This is a genomic window from Amycolatopsis sp. NPDC049868, from assembly GCF_044461365.1.
In the GTDB taxonomy this organism is placed as follows: Bacteria; Actinomycetota; Actinomycetes; order Mycobacteriales; family Pseudonocardiaceae; genus Amycolatopsis.
In genome coordinates this window covers 582,334-599,075 of record NZ_JBITKV010000004.1, presented here as the reverse complement: position 1 = coordinate 599,075, position 16,742 = coordinate 582,334, and the positions used below count along the sequence as shown (strand labels likewise).

Annotated in this window: 15 protein-coding genes; 4 read left to right on the top strand and 11 right to left on the bottom strand. The window is 69.0% G+C overall.

The genetic code is table 11. The features are described 5' to 3' along the window. Nucleotides 1-74: 74 nt before the first annotated feature. The 6 genes from ACIBTM_RS21320 to ACIBTM_RS21295 form a co-directional block, all read right to left on the bottom strand. Nucleotides 75-1,421, bottom strand: a complete 1,347-nt coding sequence (locus ACIBTM_RS21320) for an SPFH domain-containing protein (protein ID WP_395878914.1) — start codon at nucleotides 1,419-1,421, stop codon at nucleotides 75-77. A gap of 58 nt (nucleotides 1,422-1,479) precedes the next feature. After that, a complete protein-coding gene (locus ACIBTM_RS21315) occupies nucleotides 1,480-1,911 on the bottom strand; it encodes an NfeD family protein (protein ID WP_395878776.1) in 432 nt (143 codons plus the stop codon). 95 nt (nucleotides 1,912-2,006) lie between these two features. Further along, entirely contained in the window at nucleotides 2,007-2,822 is an 816-nt protein-coding gene (locus ACIBTM_RS21310) for a DUF3097 domain-containing protein (RefSeq protein WP_038513733.1), read from the bottom strand. A 50-nt stretch (nucleotides 2,823-2,872) separates the two neighbouring features. After that, nucleotides 2,873-3,766 carry an aminoglycoside phosphotransferase family protein gene (locus ACIBTM_RS21305; protein ID WP_395878775.1) on the bottom strand — a complete coding sequence of 298 codons (894 nt, stop codon included), beginning with the start codon at nucleotides 3,764-3,766 and terminating at the stop codon, nucleotides 2,873-2,875. Further along, the gene (locus tag ACIBTM_RS21300) at nucleotides 3,751-4,533 is read right to left on the bottom strand and encodes an SCO1664 family protein (RefSeq protein WP_395878774.1); all 783 of its coding nucleotides are present in this window, start codon (nucleotides 4,531-4,533) and stop codon (nucleotides 3,751-3,753) included. Before ACIBTM_RS21300 ends, ACIBTM_RS21305 begins: the two co-directional genes overlap by 16 nt. 4 nt (nucleotides 4,534-4,537) lie before the next feature. Next, on the bottom strand, nucleotides 4,538-5,113 hold the full coding sequence (locus ACIBTM_RS21295) for a DUF3090 domain-containing protein (protein WP_016334235.1): 576 nt from the start codon (nucleotides 5,111-5,113) through the stop codon (nucleotides 4,538-4,540). A gap of 144 nt (nucleotides 5,114-5,257) precedes the next feature. Between ACIBTM_RS21295 and ACIBTM_RS21290 the strand changes: the two genes are divergently transcribed. From ACIBTM_RS21290 to ACIBTM_RS21275, 4 genes are read left to right on the top strand one after another with little or no spacing between them, the layout of a single operon-like run. After that, nucleotides 5,258-7,198: a prolyl oligopeptidase family serine peptidase gene (locus ACIBTM_RS21290; RefSeq protein ID WP_395878773.1), complete on the top strand. Its 1,941-nt coding sequence runs from the start codon at nucleotides 5,258-5,260 to the stop codon at nucleotides 7,196-7,198. After that, on the top strand, nucleotides 7,195-8,082 hold the full coding sequence (locus ACIBTM_RS21285; protein WP_395878772.1) for an LD-carboxypeptidase: 888 nt from the start codon (nucleotides 7,195-7,197) through the stop codon (nucleotides 8,080-8,082). The genes ACIBTM_RS21290 and ACIBTM_RS21285 overlap by 4 nt, the downstream gene beginning before the upstream one ends. Before the next feature lie 48 nt (nucleotides 8,083-8,130). After that, entirely contained in the window at nucleotides 8,131-8,757 is a 627-nt protein-coding gene (locus tag ACIBTM_RS21280; protein ID WP_395878771.1) for a class I SAM-dependent methyltransferase, read from the top strand. Nucleotides 8,758-8,771: 14 nt separating this feature from the next. Then, nucleotides 8,772-9,188, top strand: coding sequence for a TIGR03668 family PPOX class F420-dependent oxidoreductase (locus tag ACIBTM_RS21275; RefSeq protein ID WP_395878770.1), 417 nt, complete (start codon nucleotides 8,772-8,774; stop codon nucleotides 9,186-9,188). 373 nt (nucleotides 9,189-9,561) lie between these two features. On the opposite strand, the gene mptB is transcribed toward ACIBTM_RS21275, so the two are convergent. The 5 genes from mptB to ACIBTM_RS21250 are packed head-to-tail and all read right to left on the bottom strand — an operon-like array spanning nucleotide 9,562 to nucleotide 16,533. Further along, nucleotides 9,562-11,124, bottom strand: a complete 1,563-nt coding sequence (mptB, locus tag ACIBTM_RS21270) for a polyprenol phosphomannose-dependent alpha 1,6 mannosyltransferase MptB (RefSeq protein WP_395878769.1) — start codon at nucleotides 11,122-11,124, stop codon at nucleotides 9,562-9,564. Nucleotides 11,125-11,138: 14 nt separating this feature from the next. Then, complete coding sequence (gene nikE / locus ACIBTM_RS21265; protein ID WP_395878768.1) at nucleotides 11,139-12,809, bottom strand: nickel ABC transporter ATP-binding protein NikE; 1,671 nt, start codon at nucleotides 12,807-12,809, stop codon at nucleotides 11,139-11,141. Further along, nucleotides 12,806-13,711, bottom strand: a complete 906-nt coding sequence (locus ACIBTM_RS21260) for an ABC transporter permease (protein WP_395878767.1) — start codon at nucleotides 13,709-13,711, stop codon at nucleotides 12,806-12,808. The genes nikE and ACIBTM_RS21260 overlap by 4 nt, the downstream gene beginning before the upstream one ends. Further along, nucleotides 13,708-14,739: an ABC transporter permease gene (locus tag ACIBTM_RS21255; protein WP_395878766.1), complete on the bottom strand. Its 1,032-nt coding sequence runs from the start codon at nucleotides 14,737-14,739 to the stop codon at nucleotides 13,708-13,710. Before ACIBTM_RS21255 ends, ACIBTM_RS21260 begins: the two co-directional genes overlap by 4 nt. Before the next feature lie 9 nt (nucleotides 14,740-14,748). Continuing rightward, a complete protein-coding gene (locus ACIBTM_RS21250; RefSeq protein WP_395878913.1) occupies nucleotides 14,749-16,533 on the bottom strand; it encodes an ABC transporter substrate-binding protein in 1,785 nt (594 codons plus the stop codon). Between the last annotated feature and the right edge of the window lie 209 nt (nucleotides 16,534-16,742).

The window sequence follows — 16,742 nt, the reverse complement described above, 5'->3', positions numbered from 1 at the left end:
GCCCCGAAAGTACATGAAGGCCCCCTTCCTTGCGCTAGACGCAAGGAAGGGGGCCTTCATGTACTGCCAGAGACTCAGCGCTGCGGCGGCGGACCGCCCTGCGGACCACCGAACGGCCCCTGCTGCGGGAACGGGCCACTGCCCGGCCCCTGCGACGGCGGCCCCTGGTACGGACCGCCCTGCGGACCCGCGGGCGGCTGCGGCTGCGGCAGTCGCGAAGGTGGCGGAGTCTGCGGGGGCTCCGGAGCGGCCTCCGGCTCGGGAGCCGGCGTGGCCTTCGGAACCTGACGCGGAGCGGGCGGCTCCTGCCGAGGTGTCGCGACACCCAGCGCCGGAACTTCCTTACGCGCCACGGCTTCCGCGGCCGCGACGGCCTCGGCGACCTTCGGGTCGCTGGAGGTGTCGAACCAGCCCTGGACCTCTTCGTCCTCCAGGTCCGGCTTCTCGACGGGGTCTTCCTTCGGCGGCTCGTAGCGGAACACGCCGTCGTCGCCGGGGGCGCCAAGTGCGCGGGCGAAGCCTTCCAAGGCCTTGCCGTAGTCGCTCGGGATCATCCAGACCTTGTTCGCGTCGCCCTGCGCCATCTGCGGCAGCGTCTGCAGGTACTGGTACGCCAGGACCTCGGGCGTCGGGCGCCCGGCCTTGATCGCCGCGAAGACCTTCTCGATCGCCTTCGCCTGACCCTGTGCCTGCAGGTACCGGGCGGCTCGTTCACCCTGCGCCCGCAGGATCCGCGACTGCCGCTCGGCCTCCGCGCTCAGGATCGCGGCCTGCTTGGCACCTTCGGCCGCGAGGATCTGGCTCTGCTTCTGACCTTCCGCGGTCTTGATCGCCGATTCACGCTGACCTTCGGCGGTCAGGATCATCGCGCGCTTCTCACGGTCGGCGCGCATCTGCTTCTCCATCGAGTCCTGGATGGAGGGCGGCGGGTCGATCGCCTTCAGCTCGACACGGGCGACGCGGATGCCCCAGCGGCCGGTGGCCTCGTCGAGCACCCCGCGCAGCTGGCTGTTGATCGAGTCGCGCGAGGTCAGCGTCTGCTCGAGGCTCATGCCACCGACGACGTTACGCAGCGTCGTGGTGGTCAGCTGCTCCACACCGACGATGTAGTTCGAGATCTCGTAGACCGCGGCCCGCGAGTCGGTGACCTGGAAGTACACGACCGTGTCGATGGACACCGTCAGGTTGTCCTCGGTGATCACGGGCTGGGGCGGGAAGGAGACGACCTGCTCGCGGAGGTCGATCCGCGCCCGGACCTTGTCCAGGAAGGGCACCAGAAACGTCAGGCCGGGAGAAGCCACGGTCCGGAACCGGCCCAGCCGTTCGATCACTGCGGACTGCGCCTGCGGCACCACCATGATCGCCTTGACCACGACGACGACCACGAACAACGCGAGCAGTCCGACGACGATGAACACCACTGCTTCTGACAACTACCTTCCCCTTACGTAGAAACCTGCTGCTGTGCGGCCATCCGGCTCACAGCTCGGCCGAGACGACCGCCGTGGCGCCCGAGATCTCGACGACCGTCACCGACGTCCCCGGGGCGATCGGTTCCCCTTCGGTCATGGTCCGTGCCGACCAGACGTCGCCCGCCAGTTTGACCTGGCCCGCATCGCCGTCCACTGTGGACACTACTATCGCTCGCGCACCGATGAGCGCGTCGGTGTTGGTCTTGATGCCCGGCCCCGCGAGGAACCGGCGTTTGAGGGTCGGGCGGACGAGGACGAGCATCCCGACCGAGGCGACGGCGAACACCGCGACATCGATGAACGGGTTGCCGGTCAAGGCGGCCGAGCCCGCCCCGAACAGGGCTCCGACGCCGACCATGAGCAAGAACAGATCACCCGAAAGCAGCTCGGCGATGATCAAGAGGATGCCGGCGATCAGCCAGATGAGAGCGCCTGTCATGCGTTCATGCTCCCAGATCGCGTCGATTCATACCGAAGAAGCGAAACCGACGTGACCGACGCGTGACCTTGAGTGACCTCGCGCAAATCGGTCATTCAGGACTCTTCGCCCGGGTCGGAAACGAAGTCGATGAGCCGCTCCACCGCTCCGATCAGCGGCGTTTCCAGATCCCGGTAGCTCCCGACCGCCGCCAGGATCCGCTGCCAGCCCTCCCACGGCTCGCCCCAGCCGAGCGCGTCGCAGACGCCCTCTTTCCACTCCGTGCCGCGCGGGATCTTCGGCCAGGCGCGGATACCGACGACCGACGGCTTCACCGCCTCCCAGATGTCGATGTACGGATGCCCGGTGATCAGCACGTTCTCGTCGCGGATCGCGTCGACGATCCGGGACTCCTTGCTGCCCGCGACCAGGTGGTCGACCAGCACGCCGAGCCGCCGGCCGGGGCCGGTGCCGAACTCGTCGATGCGATCGGAAAGCACGTCCACCCCATCGAGTGGTTCCACGACCACGCCTTCGACCCGCAGATCGTGTCCCCAGACCCGCTCGACGAGTTCGGCGTCGTGCTTGCCCTCCACCCAGATCCGCGAATCGCGGGCGACCCGGGCCTTGAGCCCCTGGACCTGGACCGACCCGGACGCGGAGATCCGGCGGGCCGGGGTCTTCGGGGCCGCCTTCGCCGGCACCAGCGTGACCGGTTTGCCCTCGAGCAGGAAACCCGCGGGGTTCAGCGGGAACACGCGATGCTTGCCGTGGCGGTCTTCGAGGACGACATTGCCGTACTCGATCTTCACCACGGCACCGCAGTAGCCGCTGGCCGGGTCTTCGACCACGAGCCCCGGTTCCGCGGGCACCTCGGGGATCTTCCGCTTACGCGGGCCGGACAGCACGTCGTCGTACGAATGGGAGCGCACGGCGCCCGACGCTAGCGGCGCCCGGGGGCGGCGTCTCCCCGCCACGCCGGTCAGGCGGCCATCGACAACATGGCTTCGACGAACGGGGTCCGCTCGCCCCGCTCCAGCGGCCGCATCACGAACAGCGGCGCGAGCGCGACGCACCACGCGCGCACCCGGTCGGCGTCGAAACCCGGCAGATACGGCGCGATCGCGTCGAAGCCGTCTTCGAGCGTTCCACCCTCGCGCATCGGCAACGTGACCCAGTCGGCCAGATCGAAGGAGGGATCGCCGACACTCGGTCGCGGGTCGATCGCGACCGCTCCTCTCCCGCGCCCGCCGTCGAGGACGTTCCCCGGATGCAGGTCGCCGTGCACGATCGCTTTTCGTCCCCCGCCGGTCGCGAGCGCGAGCGCCCGCGACCTCGCCCGATCGAGGGTCTCCAGTGAGAGCGTGGCTTCGGCCGCCGAACCCCGGAGCCCACGCTCGGCGAGGCCGTACATGAACACGACACGGTCTTCCAGCGTCGAGAACTCCGGCGGCGGGGTCACCGCGTGGATCTGGACCAGCAGGTCGCCGACCTCGGCCCACGGGACATCCGCTCCCGCCTCCAGCAACTGCGTGCCCGGGTCGATGCCTTCCAGCAGGATCGCCCCGTCGGCGAGCTCGGTGCCCAGCACCTGCACGACCCGCGAGCACCCATCCCATGCCCGCAGCGCAGCGGCCTCGGACGCGGCGATCGTGTGATCCGGCGTCAGCTTGAGAACCTTCTTGGCTCCGTCGTCCCCGGCACAGATCAGGGTCCGCCCGGTGTTACCCGGTTTCGCGTCGACGACGGTGAGCCCCCACCGTGCCGCCAGCCGCGCCACGAGAGCGGGCAGCTCGTCGCACCACGCCGTGGCCTCCTCGCCGAACCGCCTGATCAGACGCGCACGCGCCTCGTCGTCGATCAGAACAGCGGCCACGGGATGGCACGCCAGTCGTCGCCCGGCTCGGGAAAGACGGCCTCCGCCACGAGCAGTTCGGTGCGCTCGGCCAACGCGCGGATCTCGAATCCGGTGAGGTGCTCGCCGAGCGCGTCACCGAGTTCGCCGTCCAGCCGCTCGCGCAGGCCACGCAGCTTGCCGATCTCGTCTTCGGTCAGCCCCTCGCCGATCCAGCCCCAGAGCACCGTCCTCAGCTTCGGGTCGGTGTGCAGGCAGATCCCGTGGTCCACGCCGTAGACGCGGCCGTCCGCGCCGGCCAGCACGTGACCGCCCTTGCGGTCGGTGTTGTTGACCACGATGTCGAGGACGGCCAGCTCCCGCATCCCCTGCCGGTTCGCGTGCGCGAGCACCGCGGGTTCACCGTCGCGATCGTGCGCGTGCAGCACGACACGCCAGTCGTCCGGCACGCTCTCCGGGGACCGGACATCGACCAGTTCCTCATCGGTGGTCTCGACCCACAGCTGCACCATGCCGGGCCCGAACGGACCGTCGCGCAGCACCGTGGGCGGGATCGCGCCGAGCCCGGAAGCGTCGGCGATCATGGCCGTCGCGACCTCGCGGCCGGCGAGCGTCCCGTCCGGGAAGTCCCACAGCGGCCGCTCACCGGAAACCGGCTTGTACACGACGTTGCCGGTGACGCCGTCGAGCTCGATCGTGCAGAACAACGTGACGTTGGAGGCGTCGACGAGCCTGCCTTCGACGTCGATCTTGCCGCGCGTCACCAGCTCCCGCGAAGTCTCCGCCACCTGGTCAGTCCTCGAGGACGTCGACGTCGCGCCGGTACCCGTTCTGACGCGGGCAGATATGGCCCGCCGGGTCGAGCGGTTCCGCGCACAGCGGGCACGGCTTGCGGCCGGCGTTGACCACCCGGTCCGCCCGTTCCGCGAAGGCGCGCGCCGCACCGGGGGTCAGGAAGACACGGACGGCGTCCGGCCCCTCTTCGGTGTCGTCCAGAACGACCGTTTCGTCCACCTCGCCTTCCGTCATCGCGAGCAGTTCGATGACGACGGCACTGCTGTCGGCGTCCCAGCCGAGTCCCATCGTGCCGACGCGGAACTCCTCCTCGACCGGAACGGTCAAGGGGTCGACGTCGAGTAGCTCGTCGGGCGCGTCGTCCGGTACATCCGCGCCGAACCGGCTGGCGACCTCTTCCAGCAGCGAGCTGAGCCTCTCGGCCAAGACCACGACCTGCTGTTTTTCGATCGTCACACTGATCGTGCGGACGTCCTCGGACGCCTGGAGGTAGAACGTGCGGTCGCCGGGCTCGCCGACGGTTCCTGCGACGAACCGGTCGGGCTGGCGGAAGACGTGGATTACGCGAGACATGGCACCTTTGACACTAGGCCACGGCCACATGATCGGCATCCGCCGCCCCATGGTTCCGCCGAGGGCGAAACCGCTCGACAAAACCGGCTGTACGAGCTGTGCCCCGGACCGACACGGACAAAGGGGCGCTCCTAGTCTTCAACCGTGGTTGAGATCGCCCCTTACGGCACCTGGACGTCTCCCCTGTCGGCCGCCGACGTCGCGGCCTCGGGAGTCAGCGCGCAATGGCTCGGAACGGCGGGAAACGAGGTCTGGTGGGCCGAAGCGAGAACAGGTGAAGGCGGCCGCGTGACCCTCGTGCGGTCCCGCGCCGACGGCACGGTCGAAGACGTCCTTCCCGCTCCTTGGAACGTCCGGAACCGGGTCCACGAGTACGGCGGCCGTCCCTGGCTCGTCCTCGGCGACGTCCTGGTCTTCACCCACTGGACGGATCAGCGCGTCTACCGTCGCGACCTGACCACCGGCGAGACGACGCCACTGACCCCGGAACCGGCGACACGGCACCAGATCCGCTACAGCGACCTCCGGCCCGGCCGGGCAGGCGAAGTGTGGCTGGTCCGCGAACGCAGCACCGGACCCCGGCGCGTCGACATCGCCCGCGACCTCATCGCGGTTCCCCTCGACGGCGGCCCGGAACGCGTTTTGACGGCCAGTCATCACTTCCTCACCGCACCGCAGCTCTCCCCCGACGGGACGCGTGCGGCGTGGCTCGGCTGGAACCACCCCGCGATGCCTTGGGACGGCACCGAACTGTGCGTCGCGGAACTCCGCGAAGACGGGACCTTCGGGCCGCACCGCGTGCTCGCCGGCGCCGCCGACGTCTCCGTCTGCCAGGTCGACTGGGAGTGGCCGGACAGCCTGCTGGCCCTGCTCGACCCGCACGGCTGGTGGAACCTGCACCGCGTCGGACTCGACGGCGGCATCACGAACCTGGCCCCGGCCGAACAGGAGATCGGCGGTGCGCAGTGGAAACTCGGCGCCCGCTGGTTCACGCCGCTCGGGGACGGCCGGTTCGCCGTCATCGCCTCGGGCAGGCTCGCCGTCCTCGACGAGGCGACGCGGGAACTGACCCCGGTACCGGCCGCCGCCGACCTGACCGCGTGGTCCACCAACGGTTTGGCCGTCCACGAAGGCTGCGTCGTCGGCATCGCGGCGGGCCCGAAGCGCGAAGCCGCGGTCGTGAAGGTCGATCTCGCCCGTGGAACGGTGACCGAACTCGCTTCGGCACCCGAACCGCCTTCGCCCGCCTACCTGTCGACGCCCGTCGAGCGGATCTTCAAGACCGACGACGGCGACGAGATCCCGGCCTTCCTCTATCTCCCCACCAACGCCGACTTCGCCGCGCCGGACGGGGAACTGCCACCGCTGTTCGTGTACCCGCACGGCGGGCCGACCGGCCGGGACAGCGCGGTGCTCGATCACGAGATCGCCTACTTCACCAGCCGCGGGATCGCCGTCGTCACGGTGAACTACGGCGGTTCGACCGGCTACGGGCGCGCCTACCGCGAACGGCTGCGGGAGCAGTGGGGCGTAGTCGACGTCGCCGACTGCGTCACCGTCGCCGAAGCCCTCGCCGCCGAAGGCACCGTCGACGGCGACAGGCTGGCGATCCGCGGCGGCAGCGCGGGCGGGTACACCTCCGCCGCCTCGCTGACCACCACGACGACCTATCGCGCGGGCACCGTCATGTACCCGATCCTCGACCTCACTCAGTGGACCGGCGACGGCGGCGAGACACACGACTTCGAGTCCCGCTACCTCGACGGGCTGATCGGGCCGCTGCCCGACGCCGAACAGCGCTACCGGGACCGGTCGCCGATCAACAACGCGGCCACCCTCGCCGGTCCCTTGCTGTTCCTGCAAGGTCTGGAGGACGAGATCTGCCCGCCCGAGCAAGCCGACCGGTTCGTGGCCGGACTCGCCGGACGCGGCATCGACCACGCGTACCTGAGGTTCGAAGGCGAACAGCACGGGTTCCGGAAGGCGGAGACGATCGTGGCCGCACTCGAAGCGGAGTTGTCGTTCTACGGCCAGGTCTTCGGCTTCGAGACGCCCGGCGTGCCGAAGCTGCGGCTGAGCCGGTGAGGCCACCGAAGACGCGACCGGGCGACACGATCGCCTTGGTCGCCCCGGCGGGCCCGGTCCCGCCGGACCTCGTCGAGAAGGCGCTACCGGTGCTCCTCGACTGGGGCGTCGAGGTCCATGTCGGCGAGTGCGTCCGCGCGGCCTCCGCCGGCTATCTGTCGGCTTCCGACGAGGTGCGGGCAGCCGAGTTCACCCGGGCCTGGCTGGATCCGGGAGTGACCTGTGTCCTCGCCGCCCGCGGCGGCTACGGCTCGCAGCGCATGCTCGACCTGGTCGACTGGGCGGCGCTGAAGGCGGCCGGGCCCAAGATGTTCGCCGGATCGAGCGACGTCACCGCACTGCACCGGGCCGTCAACGTCCACTTGGGACTGGAGACGTTGTTCTCCCCCATGCCCGCGACCACCCTGTTCGACGCGGTGGCCGCCGAACACCTGCGGCTGTCGCTGTTCGAACCGGAAAGCGTGCGGCTGATCGCCTCGCCGACGTCGTCGCCGCTGGTGGCGGGCGTGACGACCGGGACACTCATCGGCGGCAACCTCGCCCTGCTGACGTCAGGTCTCGGCGCGCCGGAACAGGGCTCGGCACACGACGCGATCGTGCTGCTGGAGGACGTCACCGAGAGCCCCTACCGGATCGACCGGATGCTCACCCAGCTACTGCGTTCCGGCTGGCTCGACGGTGTCCGGGGTTTCGTGCTCGGTTCGTGGAAGTCCTGCGGTGACCCCGAGGAGATCCGCGCCCTGATGCTCGACCGGCTCGGACCGCTCGGCGTGCCCATCGCATGGGACTTCGGCGCCGGGCACCTCCCGGCCTCGCCGACCATCCCCCTCGGGGCACGGGCCACCCTGGACGCCGACGCGGGGACGCTCCTGGTTTTGCCATAACGGCAACGGAACTTGCGAGGACGGCCGGACCGGGGGCATCTTGCGGTCATGGATTCGACACAGCAGTTCTGGGAAGACTTCTACCGTGACAAGGACCAGGTCTGGAGCGGGAAGGCGAACCCGATCCTGGTGAACGAGGTCACCGCCCTCACGCCGGGCACGGCGCTCGATCTCGGCTGCGGCGAGGGCGGCGACGCCATCTGGCTCACCCAGCAGGGCTGGCGCGTCACCGCCGTCGACATCTCGGACGTCGCACTCGCGCGCGCCGCCGCGCACGCGGCCGAGGCCGGAGCCGAGGGCATCACCTGGGAACGCCACGACCTGGCGAAGTCGTTCCCGGAGGGCCGTTTCGACCTCGTCTCCGCACAGTTCTTCCACTCTCCCGTTGCGGAGGACGGCGAGCGGGACAAGGCGCTCCGCCGCGCCGCCGAGGCCGTCGCACCGGGCGGGACCCTGGTGGTCGCCGGCCACGCCGGCTGGCCGACGTGGATGGACGAACCGCCGCACAAGGACGTCCACTTCCCGACGACCGCCGAGGTCCTCGAAACGCTGGCCCTGGCCGACGGCGAATGGACCGTGGAGCGACAGGATCTGATCACGCACGACTTCCCCGGCCCGGAGGGACAGCACGGAACACGGTCGGACAACGTGCTCCGCGTGCGACGCTCGAACTAGGTACCGTCACGGGCATGCGGATGACGCCTGCCGAAGCCCGGTCAAGGTTCGAAGGCGAGCGGATCGCGCGACTCGCGACGGCCGACGCGGACGGCGTCCCCCACCTCGTGCCGGTGACGTTCGTCGTCGAAGGCGACTCGGTGGCCTTCGCGATCGATCACAAGCCGAAGAGCACGACGGCGTTGCGGCGACTGAAGAACATCGCGGAGAACCCGGTGGTCAGCTTCCTGACCGACCACTACGACGAGGACTGGGCCGGGCTGTGGTGGGCTCGGGCTGACGGTGTCGCCCGGGTGCTGACGGATCCCGACGAGCAGGTGCCGTCGGTGCGGTTGCTGCGGGAGAAGTATCCGCAGTACGAGGCGCAACCGGCACCGCATGCTGTGGTGAGCACGCTCGTTCACTCCTGGAGCGGATGGCGCTCCTCCTGAGCTTTTTGGCCGTGTTGCCGGTTTACGGCAACACGGCCTTCGCCGTGCCGTATAGGTCGTTATACACTTTGGTGGGCGAAGTCCTTCACGGAACGCCAGATCGCCTCAGGAGTCGCAACCCTCACGTCCAGAGCGCGTGAAGGCCCCCTTCACGCGGCTCAGCCGAGGAAACTCGCCCTTCGCGACCGCTCCGCCCAAGTACGTGATGGCCGTGAAGGCCTCCTTCACTACCTTCAGGGTAGGTAAGGAGGCCTTCACGGTCGGTTGTTGCGGCTCGCAGGCGTGGTCGTGGCGGCCTCCCACCAAGCCCAAGTACGTGATGGCCCCCTTCCTTGCGCTAGACGCAAGGAAGGGGGCCATCACGTACTTGAAATCAGGACGAGCGAGGAGCCTCGGCAGGCAGGAACTGCTCCGCCGGCTTCCCCCGCCACGCGGCGATGATCCCCAGCGGATCCGGCCGCAGCAGCGAAGCGGCCGCGTACACGCTCGCCGCGACGACGCCGGCCATGAACCACCAGTCGTACAGGGCCTGCTCCCCTGTCGGGTAGTAGACCAGCGTCACGAACACGGACACCGCGACGACGACCGCGAGGTTCCGGCGACGCCATTCGAAGGCCGACAGGACCACGAAACCCCAGGTCAGGTACCACGGCAGCGAGGGCGGCGGGACGATCGCACCGGCCAGCAGGACGATCGCCATCCGGTGGATCGCCGGGTAACCGCCGTCGCGGGCCAGCCACCACTGCCAGCCGGCGAAGACGAACAGGCCGATCATCGCGATCGCCCGGAACACCGTGACGAACGGCGAGACCTCGACGTCGATCACCAGGTTCACCAGCGAGTAGAAGATCTCGCCGATCCCGGTCGGGAAGTTCATCCAGTTCGCGATCAGCGTCGGCGCCTTGAGGCCGGTCAGCCAGCCCAGGTTGACCGAGCCGAGCGAGAGCCAGGTGCCCGCCACGAACACCGGCAGGAAGATCCCGACCGACGCGGCGCCCGCGCGGAAGAAGTTGGCCACCTTCCGGTCGCCGGGCAGGTGGTTCGCCCATACCCAGACCAGGAACGGCAGCGCCCAGGCCGCGGTGGGCTTGATCAGCATGCCGATGGTGACCAGGACGATCGCGACGACGTGTTTGCGCTCCAACGCAGCCAGCACGCCCACCGTGAGGAAGCCCAGCATCAGCAGGTCGTTGTGCGGGCCGCCGACGAGGTGGATCACCGTCATCGGGCTGGCGATGGCGAGCCAAAGGGTGATCGGCAGCTTGCCGCCGAGATGCTTGACCAGCCGCGGCAGCGACCACAGCATGCCGGCCAGGCCGATCATCAGGACCAGCCGGGTCGCGATGACCCCGGCGATCATGTCGTTGCCGGTGACCGAGACGATCCCCTTGGCGACCAGCAGGAACAGCGGCCCGTAGGGCGCCGGGGTGGTCTGCCACAGCGGGTGGACGTTCTGCACGACGTCCGGCAACACGGTCAGTTCGGCCGGGCCATTGGCGTACGGGTCGAGACCGTGCAACAGCTGCGCGCCCTGCGCGAGGTAGGAGAACACGTCGCGGGTGAACAGCGGCGGCGACACCAGCAACGGCGCCATCCAGCAGGCGGCGGCGATGACGATCGGGCGGCTGCCGATCCGGCCGGCGAGCGCGTAGCGGCCCAGGCGGACCCACGCCCAGATGATCAGCGCGAAGCCCGTGTACAGCATCACGTTGGCGAGGATGCGGCCGTGTCCGTAGCGGATCCACGACAGTGGTCCGTGCCCCAGGATCGGGTCACGGATGAGGATGCCACCGGCGCCGAGCGCCGCCAGCATCAGCAGCGTGCTGCCTATGGTTCCCATCGCGATGGTGCGGTACGGGAACCGGGAAGGCACCCGGAGCCGCTCGCCGAGGGAACCGGCCGCGGGCGTCTGCTGGGGGTCTGTCGTGGTCGCCATTTCGAGATTGGAGGTTACACACCGCGCCTGTGCGAGTGCGCGGCAATGGGTGTTTCCCGCGCGGTTCCACCGGGCAACGCGGCGAGCAGCGACTTCGTGTAGTCGTGCTTCGGGTCCAGCAGGACCTCCTCCACGGTGCCGACCTCCACCAGCTCCCCTCGGTACATCACGGCGACCCGGTCGGCGATGTTCCAGGCCAGCCCGAGATCGTGCGTGATCACGAGCCCGGCGAGACCTAGTTCACGCCGCAGGCGCAGCAACAGCGCGAGAATCTCTCCTCGCACCGACGCGTCGAGTGACGCCACCGGTTCGTCGGCCACGATCACGCCGGGGTCCAGCGCGAGCGCGCCCGCGATGACGACCCGCTGCCGCTGCCCGCCGGACAGCTCGTGCGGGAGCCGGTCGAGGAACTTCTCCGCGGGCCGCAATTCGGCCGCTTCGAGGGCCTTGACGACGATCTCGCGCTCGTTCGCGCCCATTCCGTGGATGCGGGGGCCTTCCGCGACGGCCTCGTACACCGTGTGGTTCGGGTTGAGCGCGCTGGTCGGGTCCTGCAGCACGAGCTGGACCTGCCGCCGGTAAGCCTTGAGCCCGGCGCCGCCGAGCGGAACCGGTTTGCCGTCGTATCGCACCGCGCCGGAATCGGGTTTCTGCAGCCCGAGCAGCGTCCGGGCCAGCGTCGTCTTACCGGAGCCGGACTGGCCGACGAGCGCGACGATCTCGTCCTTCCGCACCTGCAGGCTCACCCCGGCGACGGCGTCGATGCGTTTGCCGGTGCGGTCGCGGAAGCTGACGCGCAGGTCTTCGGCCTCCAGCAACGCGGGCTGGTCGGCACTGCGTTCCGGTTCGGGCGGCAGTGGCGTGCTGGTCGCGGGAGCGAACCGGGACACCGGGTCGCCGACGGTCGGGAACGCGGCCGCCAGCGCCTTGCTGTGTTCGTGGTGCGGCGCGCTCATCAGCTCCGCGCTCGGCCGCTCCTCGACGATCTCGCCGTCGTACATCACCGCGATCCGGCGACAGGTCGCGGCGAGCACCGACAGGTCGTGGCTGATCATGATCAGCCCGATCCCCTGTTCGGCGACGAGCCTGCCCAGCAGGTCGAGCACCTGGGCCTGGACGACGACGTCGAGCGCGGTCGTCGGCTCGTCCGCGATGATCAGCCGCGGCGAACAGGCCAGCGCCATCGCGATCATGACGCGTTGCTTCTGCCCACCGGACAGTTCGTGCGGGTACGCCCCGGCGCGACCGGGCGGCAGATCGACCTGTTCGAGCAGTTCCGAGACCTTGGCCCGGATCTCGCCGTCCGAAAGCGCCTTGCCGCCGGGCGGGTGCAGGCGGATCGGCTCGGCGATCTGCTCGCCGATCTTCCGCACCGGGTTGAGCGCGTGCATCGCGCCCTGGAACACCACGGAGGCCTCGGCCCAGCGCACCGCGCGCAGCCGTCCCCACTTCATGGCCGTGACGTCTTCGCCGTCCAGCAGGATCTCCCCGCTGACCTTCGCCGAACGCGGGAGCAGCCGCAGCACGCTCATCGCGACCGTCGACTTCCCCGACCCCGACTCCCCCGCGACGCCGAGGGTGTCGCCGGGTTCGAGCACAAGGTCGACCCCGCGGACGGCGGCGACCTCGCCGCTCCCGGTGGCGTAGGTGACGCCGAGGTTCTTCAGTTCCAGCAACGGGCTCATGAGTGCTGTCCCTTCAGGCGCGGGTTCAGCACGGTCTCCAGCGCGCGTCCGACGAGGGTGAAAGCGAGGACGACCACGACGATCGCGACCCCCGGCGGCAGCAGGTTCCACCAGGCGCCCTTGCTGATCGCGCCGTTGTTCAACGCCGTCTGCAACATGGTTCCCCAGGAGATGGTGTTCGGGTTGCCGACACCGAGGAAGGCCAGCGTCGCGTCCGCGATGACCGCGTTGCCCACGACGAGCGTGGTGTTGGCCAGCACGAGCGGCATGACTCCGGGAAGGACGTGTTTGCCGACGATGTGCAGATGACCGCCACCGAGCGCCTTCGCACGCTCGATGTACGGACGGCCTTCGATCGTCAGGGTCTGCGCACGGACCAGTCGCGCCGTGCTCGGCCAGGCGGTGACGCCGATGGCGACGATCACCGTCATCGCACCCTGTTCCAGCACCGACGCCAGTGCCACCGCGAGCACGAGCGACGGCAGCACCAGGAAGAAGTCGGTGAACCGCAGCAGAAGCCCCGACGCCCAGCCTCTGAAGTGCGCGGCCGCGATCCCGACGATCGTGCCGATCAAGACCGACAGCAACGCCGCCGAAAAGCCCGTGAGCAGCGAGATCCGCGCTCCCCAGAACGTCATCAGCAGCACCGAGCGGCCGTCGATGTCGGTGCCCAGCCAGAATTCCCCGCTGGGCGAGTCGAGCGAACCGCCGTGGACCTTGGTGACGTCGAGACCGGACTCGTCCGAGATCACCGGCGCGAGGATGGCCAGCACCGTGATGAGGCCGAGGAAGGCCAGCCCGAAGACGCCCGCCTTGTTCGTCGTGAACTCGTGCCAGCGCTTCGCCACGGCCTCGCGGCGGCGGCGCCAGACGATCGAACCAGGTTTTTCCGCTGTGGTCATGCCGTCCGCACCCTGGGGTCGAGCACGCGGTAGAGCAACTCCGCGAGCAGGTTCATCAGCACCACCGCACCGGCCAGGGTGACGAAGACTCCTTGCAGGACAGGCAGGTCAGGTCCGCGGAGCGCTTCGTAGAGCAATTGCCCGAGCCCCGGCCAGCTGAACACGGCCTCGACCGAGACCGCGCCCGAGACCACCATGCCGAACTGCATGAAGACCAGCGTCACCGTCGGCAGCAGGGCGTTGGGCACGGCGTGCCGCTTGCGCACCAGGTCGTCGCGCAGGCCCTTGGCCCGCGCGGTGGTGAGGTAGTCCGCGTTCATCTCGCCGATCAGGGACGACCGCATGACCAGCATGTACTGCGCGTAGAACACCACCAGCAGGGTCACGCACGGCAGCACCAGATGGTGGAGAACGTCGAGCCCCTCGCTGAAGAAGCCCGGGGCGACGTCCGGGGAATGCATGCCGCGACTGGGAAAGAGTCCGTTGGTGGCCACGAGCAGCATCAGGCCGAGCCAGAACTGCGGAACCGACCACAGGGTCAGCGCGAGTCCTGTTTGGACCTTGTCGAACCTGCTCCCCCGGCGCCAGCCCGCGCGGATGCCGAGCCACAGTCCGATCGCGATCGCGAGCACGGTCGCGCTGCCGACGAGCAGGATCGTCGGCCACAACCGCTCGCCGATCATGTCGAAGACCGGACGCCGCTGCAGGTACGACTCACCCATGTCGCCCTGGAGCAGGCCGACGACGTAGTCCCAGAACTGCTGCAGCAGGGGCTTGTCCACGCCCATCTTCTCCCGCAGTTCCGCCATCATCTTCGGGTCGGTCGGGCGGTCGCGGACCATGAACCGCACGGGATCGCCGGGCAGGGTCCGGAACAGGAAGAACCCCAGCACGACGACGAGCGCGAGGCTCGCCAGCGCGCCGCCGATCTTGGAGAGCACGAACCGGGTGGTGCCGGTCCCGCCCCGGCGCTCGTCGGGATCGACGAGCGCCGAGGGTTGGTCGAGGGAACTGAGTGCTTCGGTCAACGCGGTCCTTTACTCCCGGTCGTCGGCCGACTTGCCGCGCCGCCCGAGCAGCACGCCGCCACCGACGAGCACCACGAGCACGACCGCGCCGATGCCGATCCACAATCCGGTGTTGCTGCTTTCCTCGGTGTTCGCCGCGGCCGCGTCGGCCGGGGTGGCGCCGTAGACGCCCCAGTAGCCGGACTGCTCGAGGATCGCGCCGTCGGGCTGCGGCTGCTTGGTGAACGAGGAGAACTTGTCCGAGCGGTAGGCCTCGAGCACGTTGTCGTAGTCCAGGACGACGTCGACGTACTCGCCCGCCAGCACGGCCTGCGCCTGCTTGACGAGCTCGGCGCGCTTGGCCGGGTCGAACTCGGTCAGCTGCTTCTTGTACAGGTCTTCGTAGCGCGGGTCGCAGAAGAACGTCGCCGAGCTGCCGCCGTTGCCCTCCGCGTTCGGGCGGCCGGCGCAGGTGTTCAGGCTCAGGGCGTAATCCGGGTCGGGCGTGGTGCCGTAACCGGAGATCGCGAGGTCGTAGTTGCCCGCGGTGGTGCGGTCGTCCAGTTCGTCGTCGGAGACGAGCTCCTGCTTGACGCCGATGCCGACGTCCTTGAGCCAGCCGGTGACGAACTGCGCGACACGCTGGTCGAACGGCCGGTTCGCGTGGCCGGCGAGGCGAAACTCCAGCTTCGCGCCGCCGGGGGCAACGCGGATGCCGTCCGCACCCTTGGCGTAGCCAGCCTGGTCGAGCGTGGCGTTGGCGGCCGCGATGTCGAACTTGGTCTTCTCGGCGTCGGACGGGGTCCAGGTGTAGGCCTTGTAGATCGCCGGCACGACACCGGTCCCGGCCTGGCCGTAGCCGTTCATCACCTTTTCGACGATGGTGCTGGTGTCGACGGCCTGCGCGATCGCCTTGCGGACGCGCAGGTCCTTGAGGATCGGGTTGCCGTCACCGATCGGCTGGTCCAGCACGTTCTTGACGCCGAAGTTGATGATGAGCTCGTTGTACCGGCGGCCCGGCGCCTTGTTCGTGGTGATGTTCTTCTCGTTCTTGAGCGCGTCGAACTGCGTCGGCGTGAGCCGGTTGATGACGTCGACCTCGCCCTGCTTCAGCGCGTTGACCGCGGCCTCGGCGTCCTTGAACTGCAGCAGTTGCAGCTCGTCGACCTTGGGTGCGCCGCGCCAGTAGTCCTTGTTCGCCTTGAACTTCACGAACTCGTTCTTCTTGTACTCGGTCAGCAGGTACGGCCCGCTGCCGACGCCGACGACGGCCATCTCGTCGGTCGAGGGGGCGTTGAGGTCCTTGATCGGCTCCCAGATGTGCTTGGGCACGATCGGGACGTCGAGGGCGGTCATGGTCGCCTGCGGGGCCTTCGTCTTGATGACGAGCGTCTTGTCGTCCGGCGCCGACACCGAGGCGAAGTTGGTGACGTAGCTGCCGTTCGCGGTGCGGGCGTTCTCGTCGTCGAGCATCCGCTGGAAGGTGAACGCGGGGTCCTGCGCGGTGATCGGCTTGCCGTCGGACCACTTCATCCCCTGGCGGATGGTGAAGGTCCAGGTGAGCTTGTCATCGGACGTCTTCCACGACTCCGCGACCCCGCCCGTGGGCTGGGTGTCCTCGGCCGAAGGCAGGGTCAGGAACTCGTAGTTGAACCGGCCGACCTGTGTCGACGCCGCCAGCTGGGCGGTGAAGGGGTTCAGGTGGTCGATGCCGGTCGTGAGCGCCACCCGGAGAACCTTGCCCTGCTGCTGTGCCGCCGCGGCGGGCACGAAAGGCACCGTCGCGACCGCCGAAGCGGCGAGGACGGCGACCACGCGAAGACCACGCCGTCGCCTCGGAAAACGCTCTGTGCGCACGAAGACCACCCCATCGAAACTCGCTGTAACCCAACCCCCGAGGCGGAAAAGTAACCACATGTCGCGGTAACCGCGCAATGACTCGCCAATACCGATCGTGCACGGTGAATGTCGTCGCGTGGTCAACAGCTACTTTACGTCTCGTCAACGTTGCACTGTGTCACCAT

What these genes read in the sequence shown, in the direction of transcription:
- ACIBTM_RS21315 (WP_395878776.1), bottom strand. Translation starts at nt 1,911, where the DNA reads ATGACAGGCGCTCTCATCTGGCTGATCGCCGGCATCCTCTTGATCATC.
- ACIBTM_RS21295 (WP_016334235.1), bottom strand. Translation starts at nt 5,113, where the DNA reads ATGTCTCGCGTAATCCACGTCTTCCGCCAGCCCGACCGGTTCGTCGCA.
- ACIBTM_RS21280 (WP_395878771.1), top strand. Translation starts at nt 8,131, where the DNA reads ATGGATTCGACACAGCAGTTCTGGGAAGACTTCTACCGTGACAAGGAC.
- ACIBTM_RS21275 (WP_395878770.1), top strand. Translation starts at nt 8,772, where the DNA reads ATGCGGATGACGCCTGCCGAAGCCCGGTCAAGGTTCGAAGGCGAGCGG.
- mptB (WP_395878769.1), bottom strand. Translation starts at nt 11,124, where the DNA reads ATGGCGACCACGACAGACCCCCAGCAGACGCCCGCGGCCGGTTCCCTC.
- nikE (WP_395878768.1), bottom strand. Translation starts at nt 12,809, where the DNA reads ATGAGCCCGTTGCTGGAACTGAAGAACCTCGGCGTCACCTACGCCACC.
- ACIBTM_RS21260 (WP_395878767.1), bottom strand. Translation starts at nt 13,711, where the DNA reads ATGACCACAGCGGAAAAACCTGGTTCGATCGTCTGGCGCCGCCGCCGC.